18 protein-coding genes, 7 pseudogenes and 1 riboswitch are annotated in these 18,863 nt (G+C 38.2%); of the genes and pseudogenes, 6 read left to right on the forward strand and 19 right to left on the reverse strand.

Annotated elements, in window-relative coordinates:
• Positions 1-53 precede the first annotated feature (53 nt).
• Positions 54-1,013, reverse strand: a pseudogene (locus JCM13188_RS09265) (2-hydroxyacid dehydrogenase).
• Between the two features lie 75 nt (positions 1,014-1,088).
• Here JCM13188_RS09265 and JCM13188_RS09270 point away from each other — a divergent pair.
• Entirely contained in the window at positions 1,089-1,580 is a 492-nt protein-coding gene (locus JCM13188_RS09270; RefSeq protein ID WP_054753654.1) for a phosphatidylglycerophosphatase A family protein, read from the forward strand.
• Between the two features lie 92 nt (positions 1,581-1,672).
• On the opposite strand, the pseudogene nucF reads toward JCM13188_RS09270, so the two are convergent.
• Both nucF and hepT read right to left on the reverse strand, forming a co-directional pair.
• Positions 1,673-2,444, reverse strand: a pseudogene (gene nucF / locus JCM13188_RS09275) (5' nucleotidase NucF).
• Positions 2,413-2,892, reverse strand: a complete 480-nt coding sequence (gene hepT / locus JCM13188_RS09280; protein ID WP_054753655.1) for a type VII toxin-antitoxin system HepT family RNase toxin — start codon at positions 2,890-2,892, stop codon at positions 2,413-2,415. The pseudogene nucF and the gene hepT overlap by 32 nt, the downstream one beginning before the upstream one ends.
• Positions 2,893-3,073: 181 nt before the next feature.
• On the opposite strand from hepT, the gene JCM13188_RS20785 reads away from it, so the two are divergent.
• Together JCM13188_RS20785 and JCM13188_RS09285 are read left to right on the forward strand one after the other, a co-directional pair.
• Positions 3,074-3,304: an SAV0927 family protein gene (locus JCM13188_RS20785; RefSeq protein WP_369404927.1), complete on the forward strand. Its 231-nt coding sequence runs from the start codon at positions 3,074-3,076 to the stop codon at positions 3,302-3,304.
• 38 nt (positions 3,305-3,342) lie between these two features.
• A complete protein-coding gene (locus tag JCM13188_RS09285) occupies positions 3,343-3,633 on the forward strand; it encodes a hypothetical protein (protein WP_054753657.1) in 291 nt (96 codons plus the stop codon).
• Between the two features lie 25 nt (positions 3,634-3,658).
• Here JCM13188_RS09285 and JCM13188_RS09290 read toward each other — a convergent pair whose 3' ends face one another.
• Entirely contained in the window at positions 3,659-3,931 is a 273-nt protein-coding gene (locus JCM13188_RS09290) for a YutD family protein (protein WP_054753659.1), read from the reverse strand.
• Positions 3,932-4,047: 116 nt separating this feature from the next.
• Between JCM13188_RS09290 and JCM13188_RS09295 the strand changes: the two are divergent.
• Both JCM13188_RS09295 and JCM13188_RS09300 read left to right on the forward strand, forming a co-directional pair.
• A pseudogene (locus tag JCM13188_RS09295) lies at positions 4,048-5,045 on the forward strand (M23 family metallopeptidase).
• A gap of 61 nt (positions 5,046-5,106) precedes the next feature.
• Positions 5,107-6,120, forward strand: coding sequence for an aromatic acid exporter family protein (locus JCM13188_RS09300; protein ID WP_054753694.1), 1,014 nt, complete (start codon positions 5,107-5,109; stop codon positions 6,118-6,120).
• 27 nt (positions 6,121-6,147) lie between these two features.
• On the opposite strand, the gene JCM13188_RS20790 is transcribed toward JCM13188_RS09300, so the two are convergent.
• The 5 genes and pseudogenes from JCM13188_RS20790 to JCM13188_RS09310 form a co-directional block, all read right to left on the reverse strand.
• Positions 6,148-6,618 (reverse strand): sensor histidine kinase, encoded by a 471-nt coding sequence (locus JCM13188_RS20790; protein ID WP_369404919.1) that lies wholly within the window; start codon positions 6,616-6,618, stop codon positions 6,148-6,150.
• Positions 6,615-6,737: a hypothetical protein gene (locus JCM13188_RS20795; RefSeq protein WP_369404920.1), complete on the reverse strand. Its 123-nt coding sequence runs from the start codon at positions 6,735-6,737 to the stop codon at positions 6,615-6,617. The genes JCM13188_RS20790 and JCM13188_RS20795 overlap by 4 nt, the downstream gene beginning before the upstream one ends.
• Positions 6,737-7,243, reverse strand: coding sequence for a hypothetical protein (locus JCM13188_RS20800; protein WP_369404921.1), 507 nt, complete (start codon positions 7,241-7,243; stop codon positions 6,737-6,739). The genes JCM13188_RS20795 and JCM13188_RS20800 overlap by 1 nt, the downstream gene beginning before the upstream one ends.
• Positions 7,244-7,323: 80 nt before the next feature.
• Positions 7,324-7,470, reverse strand: a complete 147-nt coding sequence (locus JCM13188_RS20805; RefSeq protein ID WP_369404922.1) for a hypothetical protein — start codon at positions 7,468-7,470, stop codon at positions 7,324-7,326.
• Positions 7,471-8,150, reverse strand: a pseudogene (locus tag JCM13188_RS09310) (response regulator transcription factor). It abuts the gene before it with no gap.
• A 162-nt stretch (positions 8,151-8,312) separates the two neighbouring features.
• Here JCM13188_RS09310 and JCM13188_RS09315 point away from each other — a divergent pair.
• A complete protein-coding gene (locus tag JCM13188_RS09315; RefSeq protein ID WP_279401642.1) occupies positions 8,313-9,512 on the forward strand; it encodes a S1C family serine protease in 1,200 nt (399 codons plus the stop codon).
• 71 nt (positions 9,513-9,583) lie between these two features.
• Here JCM13188_RS09315 and aceA read toward each other — a convergent pair.
• From aceA to JCM13188_RS09355, 10 genes and pseudogenes are all read right to left on the reverse strand, one after another.
• Positions 9,584-10,856 (reverse strand): annotated as a pseudogene (gene aceA / locus JCM13188_RS09320) (isocitrate lyase).
• A pseudogene (gene aceB, locus JCM13188_RS09325) lies at positions 10,846-12,416 on the reverse strand (malate synthase A). The pseudogenes aceA and aceB overlap by 11 nt, the downstream one beginning before the upstream one ends.
• 451 nt (positions 12,417-12,867) lie before the next feature.
• A complete protein-coding gene (locus JCM13188_RS18785; RefSeq protein ID WP_279401643.1) occupies positions 12,868-13,014 on the reverse strand; it encodes a hypothetical protein in 147 nt (48 codons plus the stop codon).
• 60 nt (positions 13,015-13,074) lie between these two features.
• Entirely contained in the window at positions 13,075-13,179 is a 105-nt protein-coding gene (locus tag JCM13188_RS18790) for a methionine/alanine import family NSS transporter small subunit (protein ID WP_279401644.1), read from the reverse strand.
• Positions 13,176-14,735, reverse strand: a pseudogene (locus JCM13188_RS09330) (sodium-dependent transporter). The gene JCM13188_RS18790 and the pseudogene JCM13188_RS09330 overlap by 4 nt, the downstream one beginning before the upstream one ends.
• 216 nt (positions 14,736-14,951) lie before the next feature.
• Complete coding sequence (locus JCM13188_RS09335) at positions 14,952-16,541, reverse strand: Na+/H+ antiporter NhaC family protein (RefSeq protein ID WP_054753661.1); 1,590 nt, start codon at positions 16,539-16,541, stop codon at positions 14,952-14,954.
• A 100-nt stretch (positions 16,542-16,641) separates the two neighbouring features.
• Positions 16,642-16,810: riboswitch (Lysine riboswitch) on the reverse strand.
• A gap of 59 nt (positions 16,811-16,869) precedes the next feature.
• On the reverse strand, positions 16,870-17,697 hold the full coding sequence (gene yunB / locus JCM13188_RS09340) for a sporulation protein YunB (protein WP_054753663.1): 828 nt from the start codon (positions 17,695-17,697) through the stop codon (positions 16,870-16,872).
• A 54-nt stretch (positions 17,698-17,751) separates the two neighbouring features.
• Positions 17,752-18,051, reverse strand: coding sequence for a hypothetical protein (locus tag JCM13188_RS09345; RefSeq protein WP_279401645.1), 300 nt, complete (start codon positions 18,049-18,051; stop codon positions 17,752-17,754).
• Positions 18,032-18,460, reverse strand: a complete 429-nt coding sequence (locus tag JCM13188_RS09350; protein WP_054753667.1) for an HD-GYP domain-containing protein — start codon at positions 18,458-18,460, stop codon at positions 18,032-18,034. The genes JCM13188_RS09345 and JCM13188_RS09350 overlap by 20 nt, the downstream gene beginning before the upstream one ends.
• Positions 18,421-18,849: a hypothetical protein gene (locus JCM13188_RS09355; RefSeq protein ID WP_054753669.1), complete on the reverse strand. Its 429-nt coding sequence runs from the start codon at positions 18,847-18,849 to the stop codon at positions 18,421-18,423. The genes JCM13188_RS09350 and JCM13188_RS09355 overlap by 40 nt, the downstream gene beginning before the upstream one ends.
• Positions 18,850-18,863 lie beyond the last annotated feature (14 nt).

Below are 18,863 nucleotides of genomic sequence, written 5' to 3' on the forward strand. Positions count from 1 at the left end.
TCGCATGTGATTCACCTTGATCACATGCGATTTTTTTGTTTGTCATATTAGATTTAATATACAGGCGTGACTGGCTCTTCTCCATTCAACACGCGCGAGATATTATCAACCGCAAGCTCAATCATTTTCATGCGTGTATCGACGCTGGCTGATCCGATATGTGGAAGAGCCACTACCTGACTAAGCTCCAGTAATGGATGGTCGCTACTGATTGGCTCATCCTTAAATACATCAAGTCCTGCCGCTTTAATATCCCCATTTATTAACGCTTGGTAAAGATCTTCTTCCACCACTACGCCGCCTCGAGACGAATTGATAAATATCGCCGCATCTTTCATCTTTTTAAAAACATCATCATTAAACATATTCTTCGTCTCATCGGTCAGCGGGGTCATGCAAACAACAAAATCTGATTGCTTAATCAGGTCATCAAATTCTGCGTACTGGACGCCTAGTTCTTGCTCTGCTTCTCTTTTCCTTGAACGATTGTGATATAAAATATTCATATTAAATCCTGTCGCTCGCTTAGCAACCGCCTGTCCGATATTCCCCCATCCCCACGATTCCAAGTGTTTTATGGTGAACATCTGATCCAGCCATTAAAAACGGTGACCACGTGGACCACTTGTTTTCTTTAACAAAATCCACAGCTTCTGGAATCCTTCTTGCTGTTGCCAAAAGCAGCGCAAACGTTAAATCTGCCGTTGTTTCATTTAAGACTTCTGGTGTATTCGTCACGATGACATTATGTTTTTAGCCGCTTCAACATCAATATTATCGAAGCCAACCGCCATATTGGCAACAACCTTTAATTGCTTTCCTTTAAGAAAGACTTCTTCATCAATGGTTTCTGTTAACATACTTAAGATCGCATCAGCAGACTCTACTCTATTCAAAAGCTCACCCTTTGGGATAGGCTGATCTTCATATGGCCACATATCCACTTCAAATGAATCCCTTAGTTTAGCAATTGCTGATTCGGGTAATTGACGAGTGATAAATATTTTTGGCATGAATAGCCAACCTCCTTTATATTATTTAATCAATGAAGTAAAATAAAGAAAACAAAATTGGGTAGGTGTATTGAAATGGATTTAGAAAAAATGGCATTAAAAGCACTCGAAGTTCGAAATGTCGACTTAGATGAAATTGCTGATCTTGTTTATTATTTACAAGAAAAATATCATGATGACTTATCAAGAGAAGAATGCCTTTCAAATGTGAAAAAGGTATTGCAAAAACGCGAGGTTCAAAACGCGATTTTAACAGGCATTCAATTAGATAAATTGGCAGAGCAAAACAAGCTTGATGAGCCCTTACAACAAATCGTCGAACAAGATGAAGGATTATATGGCATTGATGAAATCATTGCCTTATCCATTGTCAACGTGTACGGCTCGATTGGATTTACCAACTATGGTTATATCGACAAAGTTAAACCTGGTGTGTTAAATCGTCTAAATGATAAACGTTATGGCTGTAACACCTTCTTAGATGATATCGTTGGTGCCATAGCCGCAGCTGCGTCTAGTCGATTAGCTCACAGTCAATCAGATGGTATGAGCTCTATCGATGATTAATTAATAAAATCCTATCATAGATGAGTTAAAACTTTCATTTAAACATCAAAGATTTCAAAAAGCCGAATGTTAGAGCTTAACATTCGGCTTTATTATTCTAAAACCAATCCTTCAACGTTTTCGATTGTGTAAGTTGGCTTTATTCCAAATTGAGTTAATTCATCTTTGGTTGTAACACCCGTTTGTACGTGCAAAGTATCCATCCCTGCATGAATGCCAGCTAGTATATCAGTATGGTAATTATCCCCCACCATTATAGCCTCTTCCTGACTAATCCCTAAATAGTCTAAAGCAATTTGTAGCATCAGGCCAGATGGTTTTCCAACAATTTCAGGCTTGACCCCTGTTACATTTTCAACTAAATTAACGTAAGCACCGTTTCCAGGAACCAACCCTTTTTCAGTTGGCACTTTTATATCAGGGTTAGTCGCGACAAACTTAGCTCCTTCTTGCACATAAAGACAAGCATCTCTAAGCTTACGGTATGTATTCTCACGGTCAATTCCCATGACGACATAGTCAGCATCACCATCAACAACCTGCACGCCTTTTTTCTTTAAGCGCCTCAGTTAAGCCGACTTCACCAATGACATAAGCCGTCGCATTCGGCTTTTCGTCGTGAATATGAATGGCTGTTGCAAGTGATGCTGTCATCACTTGATGAGACTCTGCTTCAATGCCGAACTGTTTTAATTTCTCAGCTGTTGCTCCTGGTGTGCGAGATGAATTATTCGTCACGAACATGAAAGGGATATTTCGCAACTGTAATTCTCGAATAAATTCTTTTGCTTCTGGAATTTCCGATTTCCCTTTATACATCGTTCCGTCTAGGTCAATTAAGTACCCTTTGTAATCTGTTTTCATGATGACTACTCCTCACGTTTGTAAAAGTTGTGACAGGCCCCATCTCTTTTTCTAGATAGTCCAAAACATTGGGTCTGAAATTTTCTAACGTTTTAACGTGTTTTGACAGAATATCATCGATTTCTTTATGGTTAATATTTGTGTATTCGCGAACTAGCATTTTTCTAAGTTCAATCGTTTCTTTATAAGCTTGTTCATCTTCTTTTGGAATGACTTGCTCGTCCACTAAAATATCAATAATATCTTCATAACTACCTGGGTCACGCATAATGAAGCCATCAATCATCATATTGCCTACATCAATGATGGATTCAATGACCATTTGAGCTAATCGCTCCGTTCCCAATTTTTCTAAAAAGGATTCACTTGTCTTCTGTTCATATGTTTCTAATAATCCACTCATATATAGTAAGGTTTGTTCAATTTGATCTCGGTCAACAAAATACACAATTAACACTCCTTAATTATTTGTTCTTAAGCTATATTATCACATTATAAACATGAATCGTATTCACATACAGTTATATTATGACATAAGGAAAAAGTTTTGCTAAAATAATGGCAACACAAGTTGAGGGGGCTGTAATGTTGGATTTTGAAATTATCTCGGATAAAAAGAATCAGCTGGAATCCGTTACGTTTGTGCTAAAACTAACACACGACGTTATGATTTAATCATCCTAACTAGCGAAAGCTTAGAAGAAAAAGGGGAAGTTGTCATTATCGATGATCAAGGCTCACGATATACAAAAGTACGGAAAAATAAAATTCAAGATAGTGAATATTTAGCTCATGCTTTTAATGTTAATGAGTACGAATCAGATGAGATCTATCAGTTTCTAAAACAGGTTCTAGAATAAGATGTCGCCTCCTGCACAAACTATACATACAGGAGCGTTTGAATGAAAAAAACCGACGAATTAAAGACCAACAAGATGATTTTACACCTGTTGAAGTGCAAGATAATTATCAAGTGCCGGAAGAGTTTCCTGAGGGTAATTATGGTAATCCGATTAATAAAGACGAACCACTTAAACCTTATCCAGAAAAAGAATCTAAACGACACCATTCAGCTTTTGCCTATGAAAATAAAGAGCTTCACGCAGACTTACCTAGACAATTCCCAGGAGCTCATGTTCCGCAGGATTACCCGAATGATGAAGGAATTACAAGAGACGAAAAAGAATGACCTCAAGTTTGTGAGGTCATTCTTTTTATGTATCGACACGTTTCATTACAAAATAAGCACAACCGAAGTTGCAGTACTCATATAGATAATCTTCTAACGTTGAAATTTTCGTATCAAATGTTGCTTTTTGATTCTGATCATCGTAAAAACCTTTTAAACGGAGTTGTCCAAATCCCCAATCTCCTACTATAAAATCATATTTTGTCAGTATATCACTAAAACGTTCACTAATCGCTTCTTCTTGAAAACCTTCTTTATGATCAACGATTACTTCGTACTGTTGTCCTAAGAATTCCATTTCGATCACCTCTGATACAAATAGTGTACCATATTTTCCTATTACAAAGAGTACATTTTTTTCAAATAAATGAACAGTATAACAAGCAAGTACAACTAACTAAAGGAGATTTTAACATGGAACGTCTACATAGGCGAATAGTTGCAATTATATTACTAACAATCATTTTTACTCCAATTACTCTGGCCTCTGCAGCCGAAAAGAACGAAGAGAATGAAGAAAATAAAGAGCTTGATGAAGCGACCCTTCGTAAAGGTCTCTATCAAAAGACCGAGGCATTAACACAAGTGCCCTGGTATCTTATCGCTGCGATGGATCAATATGAACGAAATATTAAAAAAGACGAATGATGAAGACCGGATAACGGGTATACAAATACCAAATGAAGAATGGTACGGAATTCTACCACCACATGCGAACCATAATGAGAAAGAATCCACATTAAACCTTTTCGAAGGCATTGGAAAGGATGGAAACGGTGATGACATTGCAGATCCGACAAATGATGAAGATGTTCTTTATACGCTTGCTATGGAAATACAGCAAAATCTCGCCGAGGATCAAAAATTGGAATCGGCGCTTACTTCTTATTACGAACGAGAAAAAGCCTCTCAAATCATTACAAAAATAGCAAGGATGTTTAAACACTTTAACACGGTTGATTTAAGTGAGCGCGCTTTTCCGATTCCGAAATGGAATAACTACAGTTATCGTTCAACTTGGGGAGATACCCGAGGTTATGGTGGACGCAGAATTCATGAAGGCACCGATATATTTGCAGGATATGGGACTCCTGTTCGTAGTACTTCTTATGGCGTTGTTGAAATTAAGGGATGGAACCGTTTTGGTGGCTGGCGAATTGGTATTCGTGACTCGTACAATATCTATCATTATTATGCGCACTTAAATGCGTTTGCTGAAGACATTAAAGAAGGAGACATTGTAGAGCCAGGTGATGTCATTGGGTATGTTGGTGCATCAGGGTATGGGCCAGAAGGTACATCAGGTAAATTCCCTCCCCACCTTCATTATGGAATGTATAAAGATAACGGGGAAAAATGAATGGGCATACGACCCATATCCGTATTTAAAACGCTGGGAACGTAATCGGTAACTTGATTTTCCGCTTCATTACTGAAAAATATAAGGAGAGATTATTTTTGGAGTGGAAAACCGTGAAGAAAATTGTAGGAAGCAGGGTGTTAAAAACAGGAGTCGCCATCTTTATTACAGCTTTGATTTGTGAATGGTTAGATTGGCCTCCTGTTTTTGCCGTCATCACAGCTATCGTGACCATTGAACCAACTGTATCACAGTCGATTAAAAAGGGAATCGTTCGCTTTCCAGCATCAGCGATCGGTTCTTTTTATGCTGTCTTATTCATTTCGTTGTTTGGTCATGCACCAATCACCTATGCATTAGCAGCAGTTTTTACGATTATCACAACTTATCGGCTTAAATTATATGCAGGCTTACTAGTCGCAACCCTTACGGCCGTTGCCATGATTGAGGTTATTCACACGAATGTCTTTTTATCGTTTTTCATTAGGTTAGGAACAACGACGATTGGACTAGTTGTATCAACATTGATTAATTTATTTGTTCTACCACCTGATTATACAAAAGATATTTACACTAAATTAAGAACGATCACTCAGCGCACTGGTGAAGCTGTCGAAATGGTATTTTGTCAATATTTATTAAATCGAACGAATCAGCCAAAATGCCAAAATGAATTAGATGAACTTGACGAAGACGTACATAAAATCGAATCTCTTATTCAATTTCAAAAAGATGAAACTCAATATCATCCATTAACCGCTTCAGAACAAAAAGCTTTTCAACATGCCCAAAGACAACTCGTGCGCGTTAAATTAATGATTTATCACTTAGATAATGTGTTAAACACGCCATTATCGGAGCTTCAATTAAGCGATCAAGAACGAGAAAAGATCCTAGAATCCGTTCATGAACTGGCCTATGCTATGAAAACTAACACGAAGTTCGATCTAGTTCAACATCATCAGAAATTAAAAGAACTGATGGCACTCTACTGGGAAGATAGTGATAAAGTTCGAAAAAACAAACAAGAATACCCAACAGCCTTCCCAGCAGAACTGATTGTATTGTATGAGCTAGTTTCGATTTTTACAGTTGTTGAGAACTACTATACAGAAGAAGGCGTTTGATTTATACCTAAAGGTTTGTCGGCAAGTTTAGCTTTCCTTCCATGGAAATTCAATCACAAATCTCGCCCCACCTAATGAGGATTGTTCGACTTTAATTTGGCCTTGTGATTGCTCGATTATCGTTCTTGCAATTGCAAGGCCTAAACCTGTCTCCCCTCCTTTGCCTTTTACAAAACGGTTAAAGATATGCGGAATTAGATCTTCTGGTATTCCGTTTCCATCATCTTCAATGACAATCTCAGTCCCTTTCACATAAACACTTACTCTCGATCGAGCATGCCTAATAGCATTAACCACAATGTTAGAAATAGCCTGCAAGAATTTTTCACGATCAACTCGCATTTCAAAATGAGACCTTTCTACAACATCAAATTGTACTTGTTCTTGTTCTGCTAACGGTATCATGCGGCTTTCAACATCTTTGAGCAACTCATCAGACCTCACCCACTCTGCTTCATACGGAAGCTCCTCACTTTCAAGCTTGGCAAGCCAAATCATCTCATTAATGATTTCTTAAGACGATTGATTTCAACAACCATCGTCTCAAGGCCTTGATCGCGCTCTTTCCCTTCAAATACGCCTTCCTTAATCCCTTCTGCATAACCTTGTATCGTCATTAGAGGTGTTTTAAGTTCGTGACTCGCATTTTGGAAGAAAGCCTGCTGGGACTGCATGTAATTTTTAATTCTTGAGCCATATCAAATAAACTCTGTTCAACCTCTTTTATCTCACCACTTGCTTGAACCCGCTTCAGGTCGTCAAAGCGTCGTTTTTCAACCTTTTTTAATTCTTGTTTAAGTAACGTTAGTGGCTTTACTAAACGGTTGGTCAAAAGGTAACTTAGAAAGACGGCTAAAGCTCCTCCAATTAAAAACACAACTAATAATCGGTTAAAAAACTGCCCCTGAACATTTTGAAGATCCTTAATCGGGGTTAACAATACTAGCTCAAGGCCACTTTGGTTCGTTTTCACGATACGGGAGGTGACGTATTTTTGCGACGTTCCTTCCCATAATTGATTAGAGTAATCGTTAAAATAACCTTGATTGTAAAACTGGCGTGTATCTTCTACAGGCATCGTTGAATACAAGACCGCGTTTTCTTTTGAATTATATAAAATCAATTCACCATCTTGAGAATTTAAAAAATCCTGAAACTCATTAGCTGATTGGACGGAACCATATTCTCTATTTAAGATGTCAATTAGGATTTCACCTTTTGTCTAAGCTGAACCTCTTCTTTTTCAATAAGCATGTCCATTATGAGTGAATAGGTCACAAAGCCCGTGACGGTTAAAATAACGATTAGTAATGTCGTAAAAGCTAAGTTCAGCTGCGTTCTTAATCTCATTTAAGATCCCTCATCAATTTTCAATCGGTACCCATATCCCCATACCGTTTCTAATGGAATGTTCGGTAATTTTTTCTGAGTCTTTTAATTAGATCATCGACAGCTCGATCACTTCCAAAATAATCATCTCCCCATACCCTGTCAAGTAGCTCTTCTCTTGAGTATGCACGGTTAGGATGCTCGGCAAACAGCGTTAGCATATCAAATTCTTTTGATGTTAGCTCAGTTTCTTGATCGCCCCAAAACACACGTCGCTCATTAATATCGACCTTAAGCTGGTTGACCTCGATTGCTTTATATGACTTAGTTTCAGGCGTATGGTCAATACGCTTAAACAATCGTTTGACTCTTGCTACTAACTCTCCAGGGCTAAACGGTTTAGTTAAATAATCATCCGAGCCTAACTCAAGTCCTAATATTTTATCAATATCTTCATCTTTAGCGGAAATAATGATAATTGGTACATCACTGGTTTCTCTAATCTTTTTACAAAAATCAAATCCATCCATACCAGGTAACATAATATCTAAAATCCACATATCAGGTGGAGTGGTAGTATGTAGTGTCATCGCTTCTTCAGCACGGTCAAATATAATTGTCTCAAAATTTGACTTCTTCAAATAAGCTGAGACGATTTGCTGGATATGTGGGTCATCTTCTACAATGGCGATTTGTTTCATCTGTGTCACCTCCACTACTTATATACCCTATGTTACAACTATTTTATAAAAATGAGAAGAATCCTTTATGAATTACACACTTTTTATACATTTTTCTTAAATGATTGCCACAAAAATATTCCATAATATTAATTGAAAACTATTTGGATGAGGTGATGAAACATGGGTTTTGAAGAAAATCAAATACAAGAACAACAAGACCACCAACATCATGAACATAAACCGAAACGAAAGAATGGCATAGGTAAGATTTTAACGGCAGGAATTGTAGGCGGACTCATCGCAACCTTTTTAACCGCCTTCTTGCTATCTAGTAATATATTAACGAGCGCACAAGATGAACCAAATGAAGAATCACAAAAGCAAACTGAAATCTCAGATCAAATATTTAAAGATGCATCGATTTCAGCCGATTTAAACGAATTATCTGAAGCAATCGTTGGCGTCGTTAATATTCAAAAGCAAAACGTATTTGACAAAGGATCAGAAGCCGGTACTGGTTCAGGTATTATTTATAAAAAAGACGGAGAATCAGCTTACGTGGTGACGAACCAGCACGTAATTAATGGAGCCAAAGAAGTTGAAGTTGTCTTAAATAAAGATCAGCGAATTGATGCAGAAGTATTAGGAGAAGATTCTTTAACAGACCTTGCTATTTTAAAAATTGACGGTAAGCATGTAGATACGGTGGCTAAACTAGGAAGCTCTAGCAATGTTAAAACCGGGGACCCAGTTGTAGCAATTGGGAACCCGTTAGGATTAGAGTTTTCAAACTCGGTTACTAAAGGTATTATTAGTGGTAAAAACCGTTCGTTAAGCGTTGATACAAACGGTGACAGACAGCCTGATTGGGTAACAGACGTTCTTCAAACTGATGCAGCGATCAATCCTGGTAACAGTGGCGGTGCGCTTGTTAACTCTAAAGGCGAAGTGATAGGCATTAACTCTATGAAAATCGCAAAACAACGCGTCGAGGGTATGGGTTTTGCCATTCCTATCGATCAAGCGAAGAAAATTATGTCTGACCTTGAGAAGCACGGCGAAGTGAAAAGACCATTAGTCGGCGTTAGTGTTGTGAAAATGAACCAAGTACCTCAGCCATATGTACAAAATATTGAAGTACCAGAAGGCGTTGAAAATGGTATTGTCGTTGCTCAAATTGAAGATGGATCACCAGCTGATAAAGCAGGTTTAAAACAATATGACGTCATTACCAAAATTAATGATCAAGAGATTAAGAACTTACTTGATTTAAAAGTATATCTGTATAACAAAGTCAAAATTGGTGACGAAGTAGAGTTAACGTATTATAGAAATGGCGAAAAACAAACCGCAACGTTAACATTAGATCAGACGATATAATAAGTGAAGCGCAGGAGGCTAAGAATAGCCCCTGCGCTTTTTTCATTTAATAGCTTGTGAAAAGTGCAAGTTTAAAACTGTTCTGCTTCCGTTGAACCCGCTAGTGCTACGGTTGAGGACGTCCCGCCTGATATGACTTGTGCGACTTCATCAAAATAGCCAGTTCCAACTTCACGCTGGTGCCTAGTTGCTGTATAGCCGTCTTTTTCACTAGCAAATTCAGCTTGCTGAAGCTCGGAATAGGCTGCCATACCATGATCTTTATAGTTTTTAGCTAAATCGAACATACTGTGGTTGAGTGCATGGAACCCTGCAAGCGTGACAAACTGGAATTTATATCCCATTTGGCCTAATTTATTTTGGAACTCTTTAATCTCAGCGTCTGATAACTTACGCTTCCAGTTAAATGATGGTGAGCAGTTATAGGCTAATAGTTTACCAGGGTATTTCTCATGAATCGCATCAGCAAAGCGCTGCGCTTCTTCTAAATTCGGTTCAGCTGTTTCGCACCAGACTAAGTCAGCATAAGGCGCATAAGCTAACCCGCGAGAGATCGCTTGACCTAGACCTGCTTTTGTTCGGTAAAAACCTTCTGCGGTACGTTCCCCTGTAATAAATGGCTCATCGTAAGGGTCCAGATCACTTGTTATTAGATCTGCTGCATTCGCATCCGTACGTGCGATGATGAGTGTAGGTGTTCCCATTACATCTGCTGCTAGTCGTGCTGATACTAAGTTACGAACCGCTGTTTGAGTTGGAAGTAAAACTTTCCCACCCATATGTCCGCATTTTTTTCTCAGATGCTAATTGGTCCTCGAAATGGACCGCTGATGCTCCAGCTTCGATCATCCCTTTCATGAGTTCAAACACATTGAGCTGTCCGCCAAAACCAGCTTCAGCATCCGCAACAATTGGGGCAAACCAATCAACCGAGTCGTCACCTTCCGCGTGATGAACTTGATCAGCTCGTTGTAATGCCTGATTGATTCGCTTAACAACATGCGGAACACTATTAGCCGGATACAAACTTTGGTCAGGATACATGTGACCAGATAAATTAGCATCAGCTGCAACCTGCCAACCACTTAAATAAATCGCTTTAAGCCCGGCTTTAACCTGTTGAACTGCCTGATTACCGGTCAGCGCACCTAATGAATGCACGTAATCCTCTTCATGCAGAAGCTTCCAAAGCTTTTCTGCCCCTTTTGTCGCCAGCGTATAGTCAATATCGATGGACCCTTTTAAACGTTCAACATCCTCAGGAGCATAAGGTCGCTCAACATTTTTCCATCTTTCATGATGATCCCAATCATTTCTTAACTTTTCGATTCGATTAAAGTTCATTATCGTCTCCCCCTTGAACTAATAATTGATATGCTGGAATCGTTAAAAATGCTTCAAAATCATCTGATGTCACTAGACTCATAAATAACCGGCAAGCTTTCGGTTCCTGCTCTTTTAAATCTTCCGGTAATAAAGATTCCACTAAGTCTATGGTGACCTGTCTACCATCTTCTAATTTAACTTCGTGCTGAATCCACTGCCAGACCTGAGCCCTGGAGATTTCTGCGGTTGCTGCATCTTCCATTAAGTTGTTTAATGGTACAGCCCCACGACCTTTTAACCATGCTGCAATATACTGAATCCCAACGACAATATTGGTTTTTAACCCTTGTTCCGTTACTTTTCCGTTTGGCACTTCAAGCAGATCTCCAGCTGTTATATGAACATCATCTCTTTGGCGGCTTATCTGATTCGTACCATCCATAAATTTAGTGAAGACATCGAGCGCTAAGTTGACCATGCCAGGGTGCGCGACCCACGTCCCATCATGACCATCCCGAACCTCACGCTCTTTATCCATCCGTACCTTTTCAAAGGCTGCTTCGTTAGCCTTAGGATCATTTTTAACTGGAATTTGCGCAGCCATTCCGCCAATCGCAGGTGCGTTTCGCTTATGACAAGTCTGGATAGCCAGCAGAGAATACGCTCTCATAAATGGCGATTCCATTGTGACAGTAGCTCTGTCAGGTAGCACATAGTTAGGATCATGATGAAATTTTTTAATATAGCTGAAAATGTAATCCCACCGTCCGCAGTTTAGCCCAGCAGAATGATCTTTTAATTCGTATAAAATTTCATCCATTTCAAATGCAGCTGTAATCGTTTCAATTAAAACCGTTGCCTTAATGGTCCCTTGAGGAATTCCTAAGTAATCTTGAGCAAATATAAAGACATCATTCCACAATCTAGCTTCTAGGTAGTTTTCTAACTTCGGTAAATAAAAATATGGGCCTGAACCACGGCTGATTAATTCTTTTGCATTATGGAAAAGTAAAGTCCGAAATCTACTAGGCTCCCAGACATTGGCTCACCATCAACTACTAGATGCTGTTCATCTAAGTGCCAACCTCTAGGTCTGACAATTAGGACAGCTGGGTCTTCATTTAATTTATACTCTTTTCCGTTCTCTGAAGTAAAATCGATTTGACGTCTTATGGCATCCTTAAGGTTGATCTGCCCATTCATCATGCTTTCAAAAGTAGGTGATGAGGCATCTTCAAAATCAGCCATAAACGTTTTAGCACCTGAATTAAGTGCGTTAATAATCATCTTGCGATCAACTGGACCCGTAATTTCAACCCTTCTGTCTAATAAATCATCCGGTAATGGTGCAACCGTCCAGTCACCCGCTCGAATATCTTCCGTGTCTTTTAAGAAATTAAGTTGCTCTCCGTTTTGCAATCTCTCCGTTTGTAACTGACGATTTTGTAACAATCCAATACGACGGTTGTTAAAACGATTATGAAGCTCATACAAGAAGTCTAGTGCTTCATTTGTTAGTACGTCATCTAAATGATCCACTTGACTCTTAATATTTACTTGCTTAACATTCTCAATCAATCCATTACCCTCCTACTGTTTTAATACATAAATTACATTTAGTTATTGTTATATAACAACTACAGCAAAAAAATTAATCTTCCTTTTTTGAAAGACAGTAATCACATTCTAAAAGTGCTACACCCTCATCTACTGGCTTACCACACTCTTGGCAAATGTGTTTCATCTGCAAAACTCCTTTCTGTTACATTACAATATATTATTATTTGTTCTGTTATAAAACAGTTTATTCTTATATTCAGAAAAATGCAACACTTTTGATAAAATTAATTTTAACTAATTCACTAAGTCCGTTGATATCAGCCTTCGTCAATTTAAAATAGTTCTTTTTGACTAAATAGCTACAATTCATCTTAATCATTTTGCTCCTATAAACGGATTTCAGCGCTTTATGAACGGAACTTCTCGTTTATAAACGTAAATTCCTCTTCTATGAACGGCTTTTCTAATTCTATGAACGGAACTTCTCGTTTATAAACGTAAATTCCTCTTCTATGAACGGCTTTTCTAATTCTATGAACAGAACTTCACATTTTATAAACGTAACTCCCATTTCTATTAAATGAACCTCATCTATGAAGCAATTTAATTCACTCACTTCAAGTTAATTCTTTGCAAACAAAAAAGTGAGCAGACCTGAATCTGCTCACTTCATTTATTAATTTTCTTTTGATCGTTTAACAGCTGTTATAATACTTGCTGCTAAGCCTCCCCAAATAATCACCATACCAATAACCATGACTACAATTGCTTCTAATGTCATACGGCTTTATCCTCCTTTGATGAATATGCAGACTCACCTAAGAGCTCCGGGTTCCACTTTTTAAGTGTTAATAGTAAACCTAATATTAGCGCGCCAGCTGCTACGAACCAGCCACCGTATAAAATAAAGGCATCCGCATAACCTTCATAGTTACCATTTCCGTATCAAACTGTTTTAATAAGTTTAACTCGAACAGTTTATACATTTGGTAACCTAAGATGATTGGTGTAATGAAGCCTAGCGAGACCTTCCACCATAATCCTAGTTTTATAGAAGATACGCTGTTTGCGTGTTCTTGGATTTTTCCAAGTTTGCGTAAAACCCACACAACCATTACAACTTCAACTAAGCCGATAAAACGCGACACCAAACTGGTTAATGAAATAGTCAGCTGCGTCTAAGAAGAACAGGCCGCCTTGAGTTGCAAATAGTAGTGACACTAATGTCGCAAGACCACCACCGATTAAAACAGCTTTATTTCTAGAGACATTAAACTTCTCAGAGAAACCTGCTACATAAGTTTCTACAATCGAAATGAGTGATGACAATCCTGCGAGTACTAATGACGCAAAGAATAGGAAACCGAAGAATCCATTCATCCCTGGCAGTTCATTAATAATCGTCGGGAAGACAGCGAATGCTAAACCTACACCACCATCTACAACTTCACTAACAGCTACACCTGATACATTAGCTAAATAACCTAATGTTGCAAATACACCAATACCTGCAAGTAGCTCAAAACTTGAGTTACCAAAACCTACGATAAATGCGTTACCCGTAATATCAGAATCCTTCTTAAGGTAACTTGCATAAGTAATCATAATCGCAAAGGCGATTGATAAACTAAAGAAGATCTGGCCGTAAGCAGCTACCCAAACTTCAGCACTCCAAATTTTTGAAAAATCAGGTGTGAAGAATGCATTTAAACCTTGCGCTGCCCCATCAAGTGTGATGGCACGAATAACGATAACTAAGAATACTAAGACAAGTGTTGGAATAAAGATTCGGTTTGCAACTTCAATACCTCTACGTACACCTTTAAATAAAACGAATAGTACAATAGCCCAAACAAAGAGTAAAGGTATTAAGACACCTGGTACAAACGAACCTGTCTGACCAGCACTTACTAGAAATTCACCACTACTATCAGTTAGTCCTAAATATTCATACAAGAACGCCCCAGGTGAATCTCCCCACTTTTGTCCAAATGAGAAATAAGCATACATGATTGACCAAGCAATAATTGCACCGTAATAAGTTGAGATTACAAACGACACAAATACGGCCCACCAACCTAGCCATTCTGTTTTCTTATTCATACGAGAAAATGTTAACGGTGCAGATCCGCGAAATCTATGACCTAATGAAAATTCCATAATTAATAGTGGGATCCCCGCCGTTAATAGAGCGATAAGGTAGGGAATGAAGAAGGCACCTCCACCACTGTCATACGCTGTTGCTGGGAAACGCCAGATGTTACCTAGTCCAACAGCTGAACCAACTGCTGCTAGGATAAACCCTAGCCTTGTACCCCATTGAGCACGATTTTCCATCTCTTACTCCCCTTTCAGTTTGTTTATAAAAGTTTATGCCCAGGCCTTAATTTTAATGAATTTTATATATATTCAGACTATTAAGACCATAAGTGTATATAAAGTATTGTAACCAATGGCCTAGAGCATGTCAAAGTTTTTTTCAGAAATTTCAATTAACATATTTATACAATAAAAAAGCACAATGACGGTTGTCATTGCGCTTCCTTCATTATATTAGTTAGTTGATATTCTCCTGTAAACCAGGTACGCCATTAAGACTAAAGTACCAACCGTTACAAGTAGACCTAGAATCATAGAGCTTGTAAAAGCAAACATTAGATAGCCAAAGATTGAAGCTAAAGCTGCTAGAATCGCATAAGGAATTTGAGTTAACACGTGATCAATATGGTTCGATCCTGCACCTGTCGATGATAGTACAGACGTATCTGAAATTGGTGAGCAGTGATCCCCGAATACTGATCCTGCTAAGACAGCACCTAATGCAGGAACAAAGAAGCTTGGGTCAGTCGTTGCCGCGATTTGACCAGCAATTGGAAGCATGACACCAAATGTTCCCCATGATGTACCAGTTGCGAATGCCATTAGTCCTGCTACTATAAAGATAATGAGCGGTAAGAAAGCAACATTAAACTCCGCTTCTTTAACTTTTTCAGCTATAAACTCACCTGTTCCAATGCCATCAATTACACCAACAATCATCCATGCTAGCACTAGAATATAAATTGCAGGCAACATCGCCTTAATACCTTCCCAAACGACTCTGATGAAATTCGACTTTTCTCCAGATTGAATTAAGAAGAATAAGATTCCAACGACAACTGCTGATAAACCACCCATCACAAGTGAATAGTTAACGTTTGTATTGGCAAATGTTGAAACCACCGATACTTCACCTTCAGTTGCTTGAATCCCTGTGTAAATCATTAACGAGACAGTCACAGCTACTAACACTAAAATTGGTAGTACTAAATGATATATTTTTCCATGATCATTTTCTTTAACATCATCCTGAAGGTCACCTGGTACATCCGAACGCAATGGATCAATTAGTTCACCAGACTGCTGCGCACGCACCTCGTGTTCTCTCATCAGACCAAAATCTAGCTTCATTTTAATAACTAAGAATACTAGGATAATAGCTGCAATGGCGTAAAAGTTATAACCAATCGTTCCAATAAATGAATTGAACGCGGTGTAGTTATTTAGGGATTGATCAGCGATAATCGTGCCGATAATCCCAATAATGTAAGCACCCCAACTAGATATAGGCGATAGCACTGTAACAGGTGCAGACGTTGAATCAATTAAGTAAGCTAACTTTGCACGCGAAACCTTTTGTCTGTCCGTTATTGGGCGGGAAACCTGTCCAATGGTTAAACTATTAAAATAGTCATCTATAAAAATTCCGAGACCTAATAAACCAGCTGTGTACTGTGAACCTTCTCTTGTCTTAATTTTCTGGATAGCCCAATTACCAAATGCTCTTGCACCACCAGTTGCGGTTAAGAAGGCGATTAAAATTCCTAACAATAGTAAGAACAAGACGAGCTGAACACTCCACATATCCCATTCCCCTAATGAGAAAGAGCCATTTGGAGATAAATTCATGCCACCTAAGTAAAATAAATCTCTAAATGATGCCCAAATGGTGACGATTGTGTCTTTAATGTTGAAGCTTTCAATCATTAAAGCACCGACAACAATTCCAGCTCCAAGTGATAATAATACTTTTCTCGTTAACAGAACAAGTAAAATCATCACAATCGGCGGAATCAGTGAATACCAAGTGCCGACAAAGTCCATCTTTACATTCCTCCTAAAAATATGATTAGTACAAGTTTATTCCAAATAAAAAAGTAATGATAGAGAAATCTACCATTACTTCACACAGACTGGTTATTTCTCGATCAGTAGCTCCCCGCTAAGTGCGAGAGTATATACCTTTTTCAGATATACACCAACACCCATTTCTTGACGAAAATGAAATGCTTCGGCAAATAACCCTTTCATGTACAGTCATCGTTGTCATCCTCATGCACATTACTCTTGTTAGTTGCGCCTCTACCTCATCGATTGATAAGGTTTATCTAGTTGTTTTAAAATTTTACTTTGTTAATATAGCACAGAATTATTAATTTTGTAAACCACCAAATTGTTCTCCTTCTTTAAATTCACTATATGGAATTGAAATACTCGGTGGGTTACTATTACTACCACCTTTACTATAAAAATCAGGAACTAAGCCCTGAATCACGCCAACATAAACAGGAATCGTCGTCACTACTTCAGTCGTTTTAGTAGAAAATGGAATAACAATTTGAACATTGACTTTAATTTCAATTTCTAATCTAACTAAAGCATTATTAATACCATATTCTTCGAGTGTTGTGATAAAATCTGGCTGCACATCACCAATGACACTAAAGTTAACTGGAACTTTGGGTCCTAGATTGGCCAAAAGTGTATTACCAGTCGCCTGACCAATAGGGATCTCAACTAAAGCTGGGTCCTTTTTCGTTTCATCTGGCTCAATCACTTCATCCTCTTCTTCCTCAATGTCAAAATCAAGTGAGTTCCCAATCGGATTTTCCCCACGCTCTAATCGTTTTAAATAATTTTGCACTCTAAAAGTCGCGTTTCTTAAAACGGTGTTGACGACAACTGAATTCCAGCTCATGGACACAATGTTTCCATCATTATTCGTCTCAAATTGAACTAAGTCTTCAGCACTTAAATCCTTAGCAATCCTCTGACTAACAGCTTCATTGATGGCTTCACGAGCATACTGGCCTGTTCGAGTCTCGGCTATATCAATTAACGTCGGTTCAATCCCACGATTAATTATATATATAGAAAAAACGAGAGAGATGACTAAAGTGACGAATGTAAACATGATAATCTGTCCAAATGTTTTAGGTTTTCGTTTTTTAAAAGGTTTAGATCGGTGTGTGATGCGCATGAAGAAAACCCCCTCGAAACATTTTATGTCCGAGAGGGTTCTGATATGTACAAATTAAGATGGTGTTGTATTGCACTCCGTAATGACGACTGATGGATTAAAAGCTAAATTCAAATCATACACCTGACTTGTATGTATTTCATGCTCTTGTTCTTCCAAAATCCTTATAACAGGTCGATCAGGTACTTTCGTTTGGTGTGCAATAATTCCTTTGCGTCCATCACTTAAGGCTACGTAGGAACCATTAGGATAAATTGAAATATGCCGCTTAAATAATTCGATATACTCCTGCGAATACTGAGTTCCGCTTCCAGAGTACAAAATCTCAAGACCTTCATGAGGCAAAAAACGCATTTCGGTAAACACGATTGGATGTGACCGCATCGAAAACATCTGATACGGCCATGATTTTAGCATACTCATGTATATTAGATTCTTTAAGACCTAGTGGATAACCACTACCATCCAACCGTTCATGATGCTGATAAGCGCAATTAGCCACTGCCTGAGGAATCTGTTTAAACTGTTTAAGAATCTCATACCCGTATGTTGTATGTTCTTTTACGACTTCAAATTCCATGTCCGTTAATTTTCCTGGCTTATCAATAATTGACTTTGGAACGTGCATTTTACCGATATCATGCAGCATCGCACCAATTCCAATTTCTTCAATCTGTCGCTCTGAAAAGTTAAGTTCCCTCGCTAATACAAGGGTATACACGGTTACATTGACAGAATGGTTATATAAGTAATCATCAAACATAAAATATCTGACATAATGGAAAGTATTTCATCATGTTCATTAACAACGTTAATAATTTCATTAACCGTCTCTTGAACTTCTTTAACAGAGCGCTCTAATACATATTGTTTATGTTCTTTCTCGTTGTACTGATCAAAAATTTTAAACGTCTGTCTTATTTTAGAAATCGCTTCCACACGAAGCTGTTCATCTATAATATTTTGAGGCATAATATCCTCTGATAAGGCATCCTCTATATAAACATAGCGGAAATTAAACTCTTTTAACCGCTTTATTAGTTTTTGGGTAAAAATAACTTCTTTTTGTAATAATATGCGACCATAAGCGTCAATAATTGGTTTTGCAAGCTGATCTCCTGGCCTGAGTGCATCAATTGTTACAGCTTTCATAGTTTTCCCCTTAA

The sequence above is a fragment of the Piscibacillus salipiscarius JCM 13188 genome, from assembly GCF_001311865.1.
GTDB lineage: Bacteria > Bacillota > Bacilli > Bacillales > Alkalibacillaceae > Piscibacillus > Piscibacillus salipiscarius.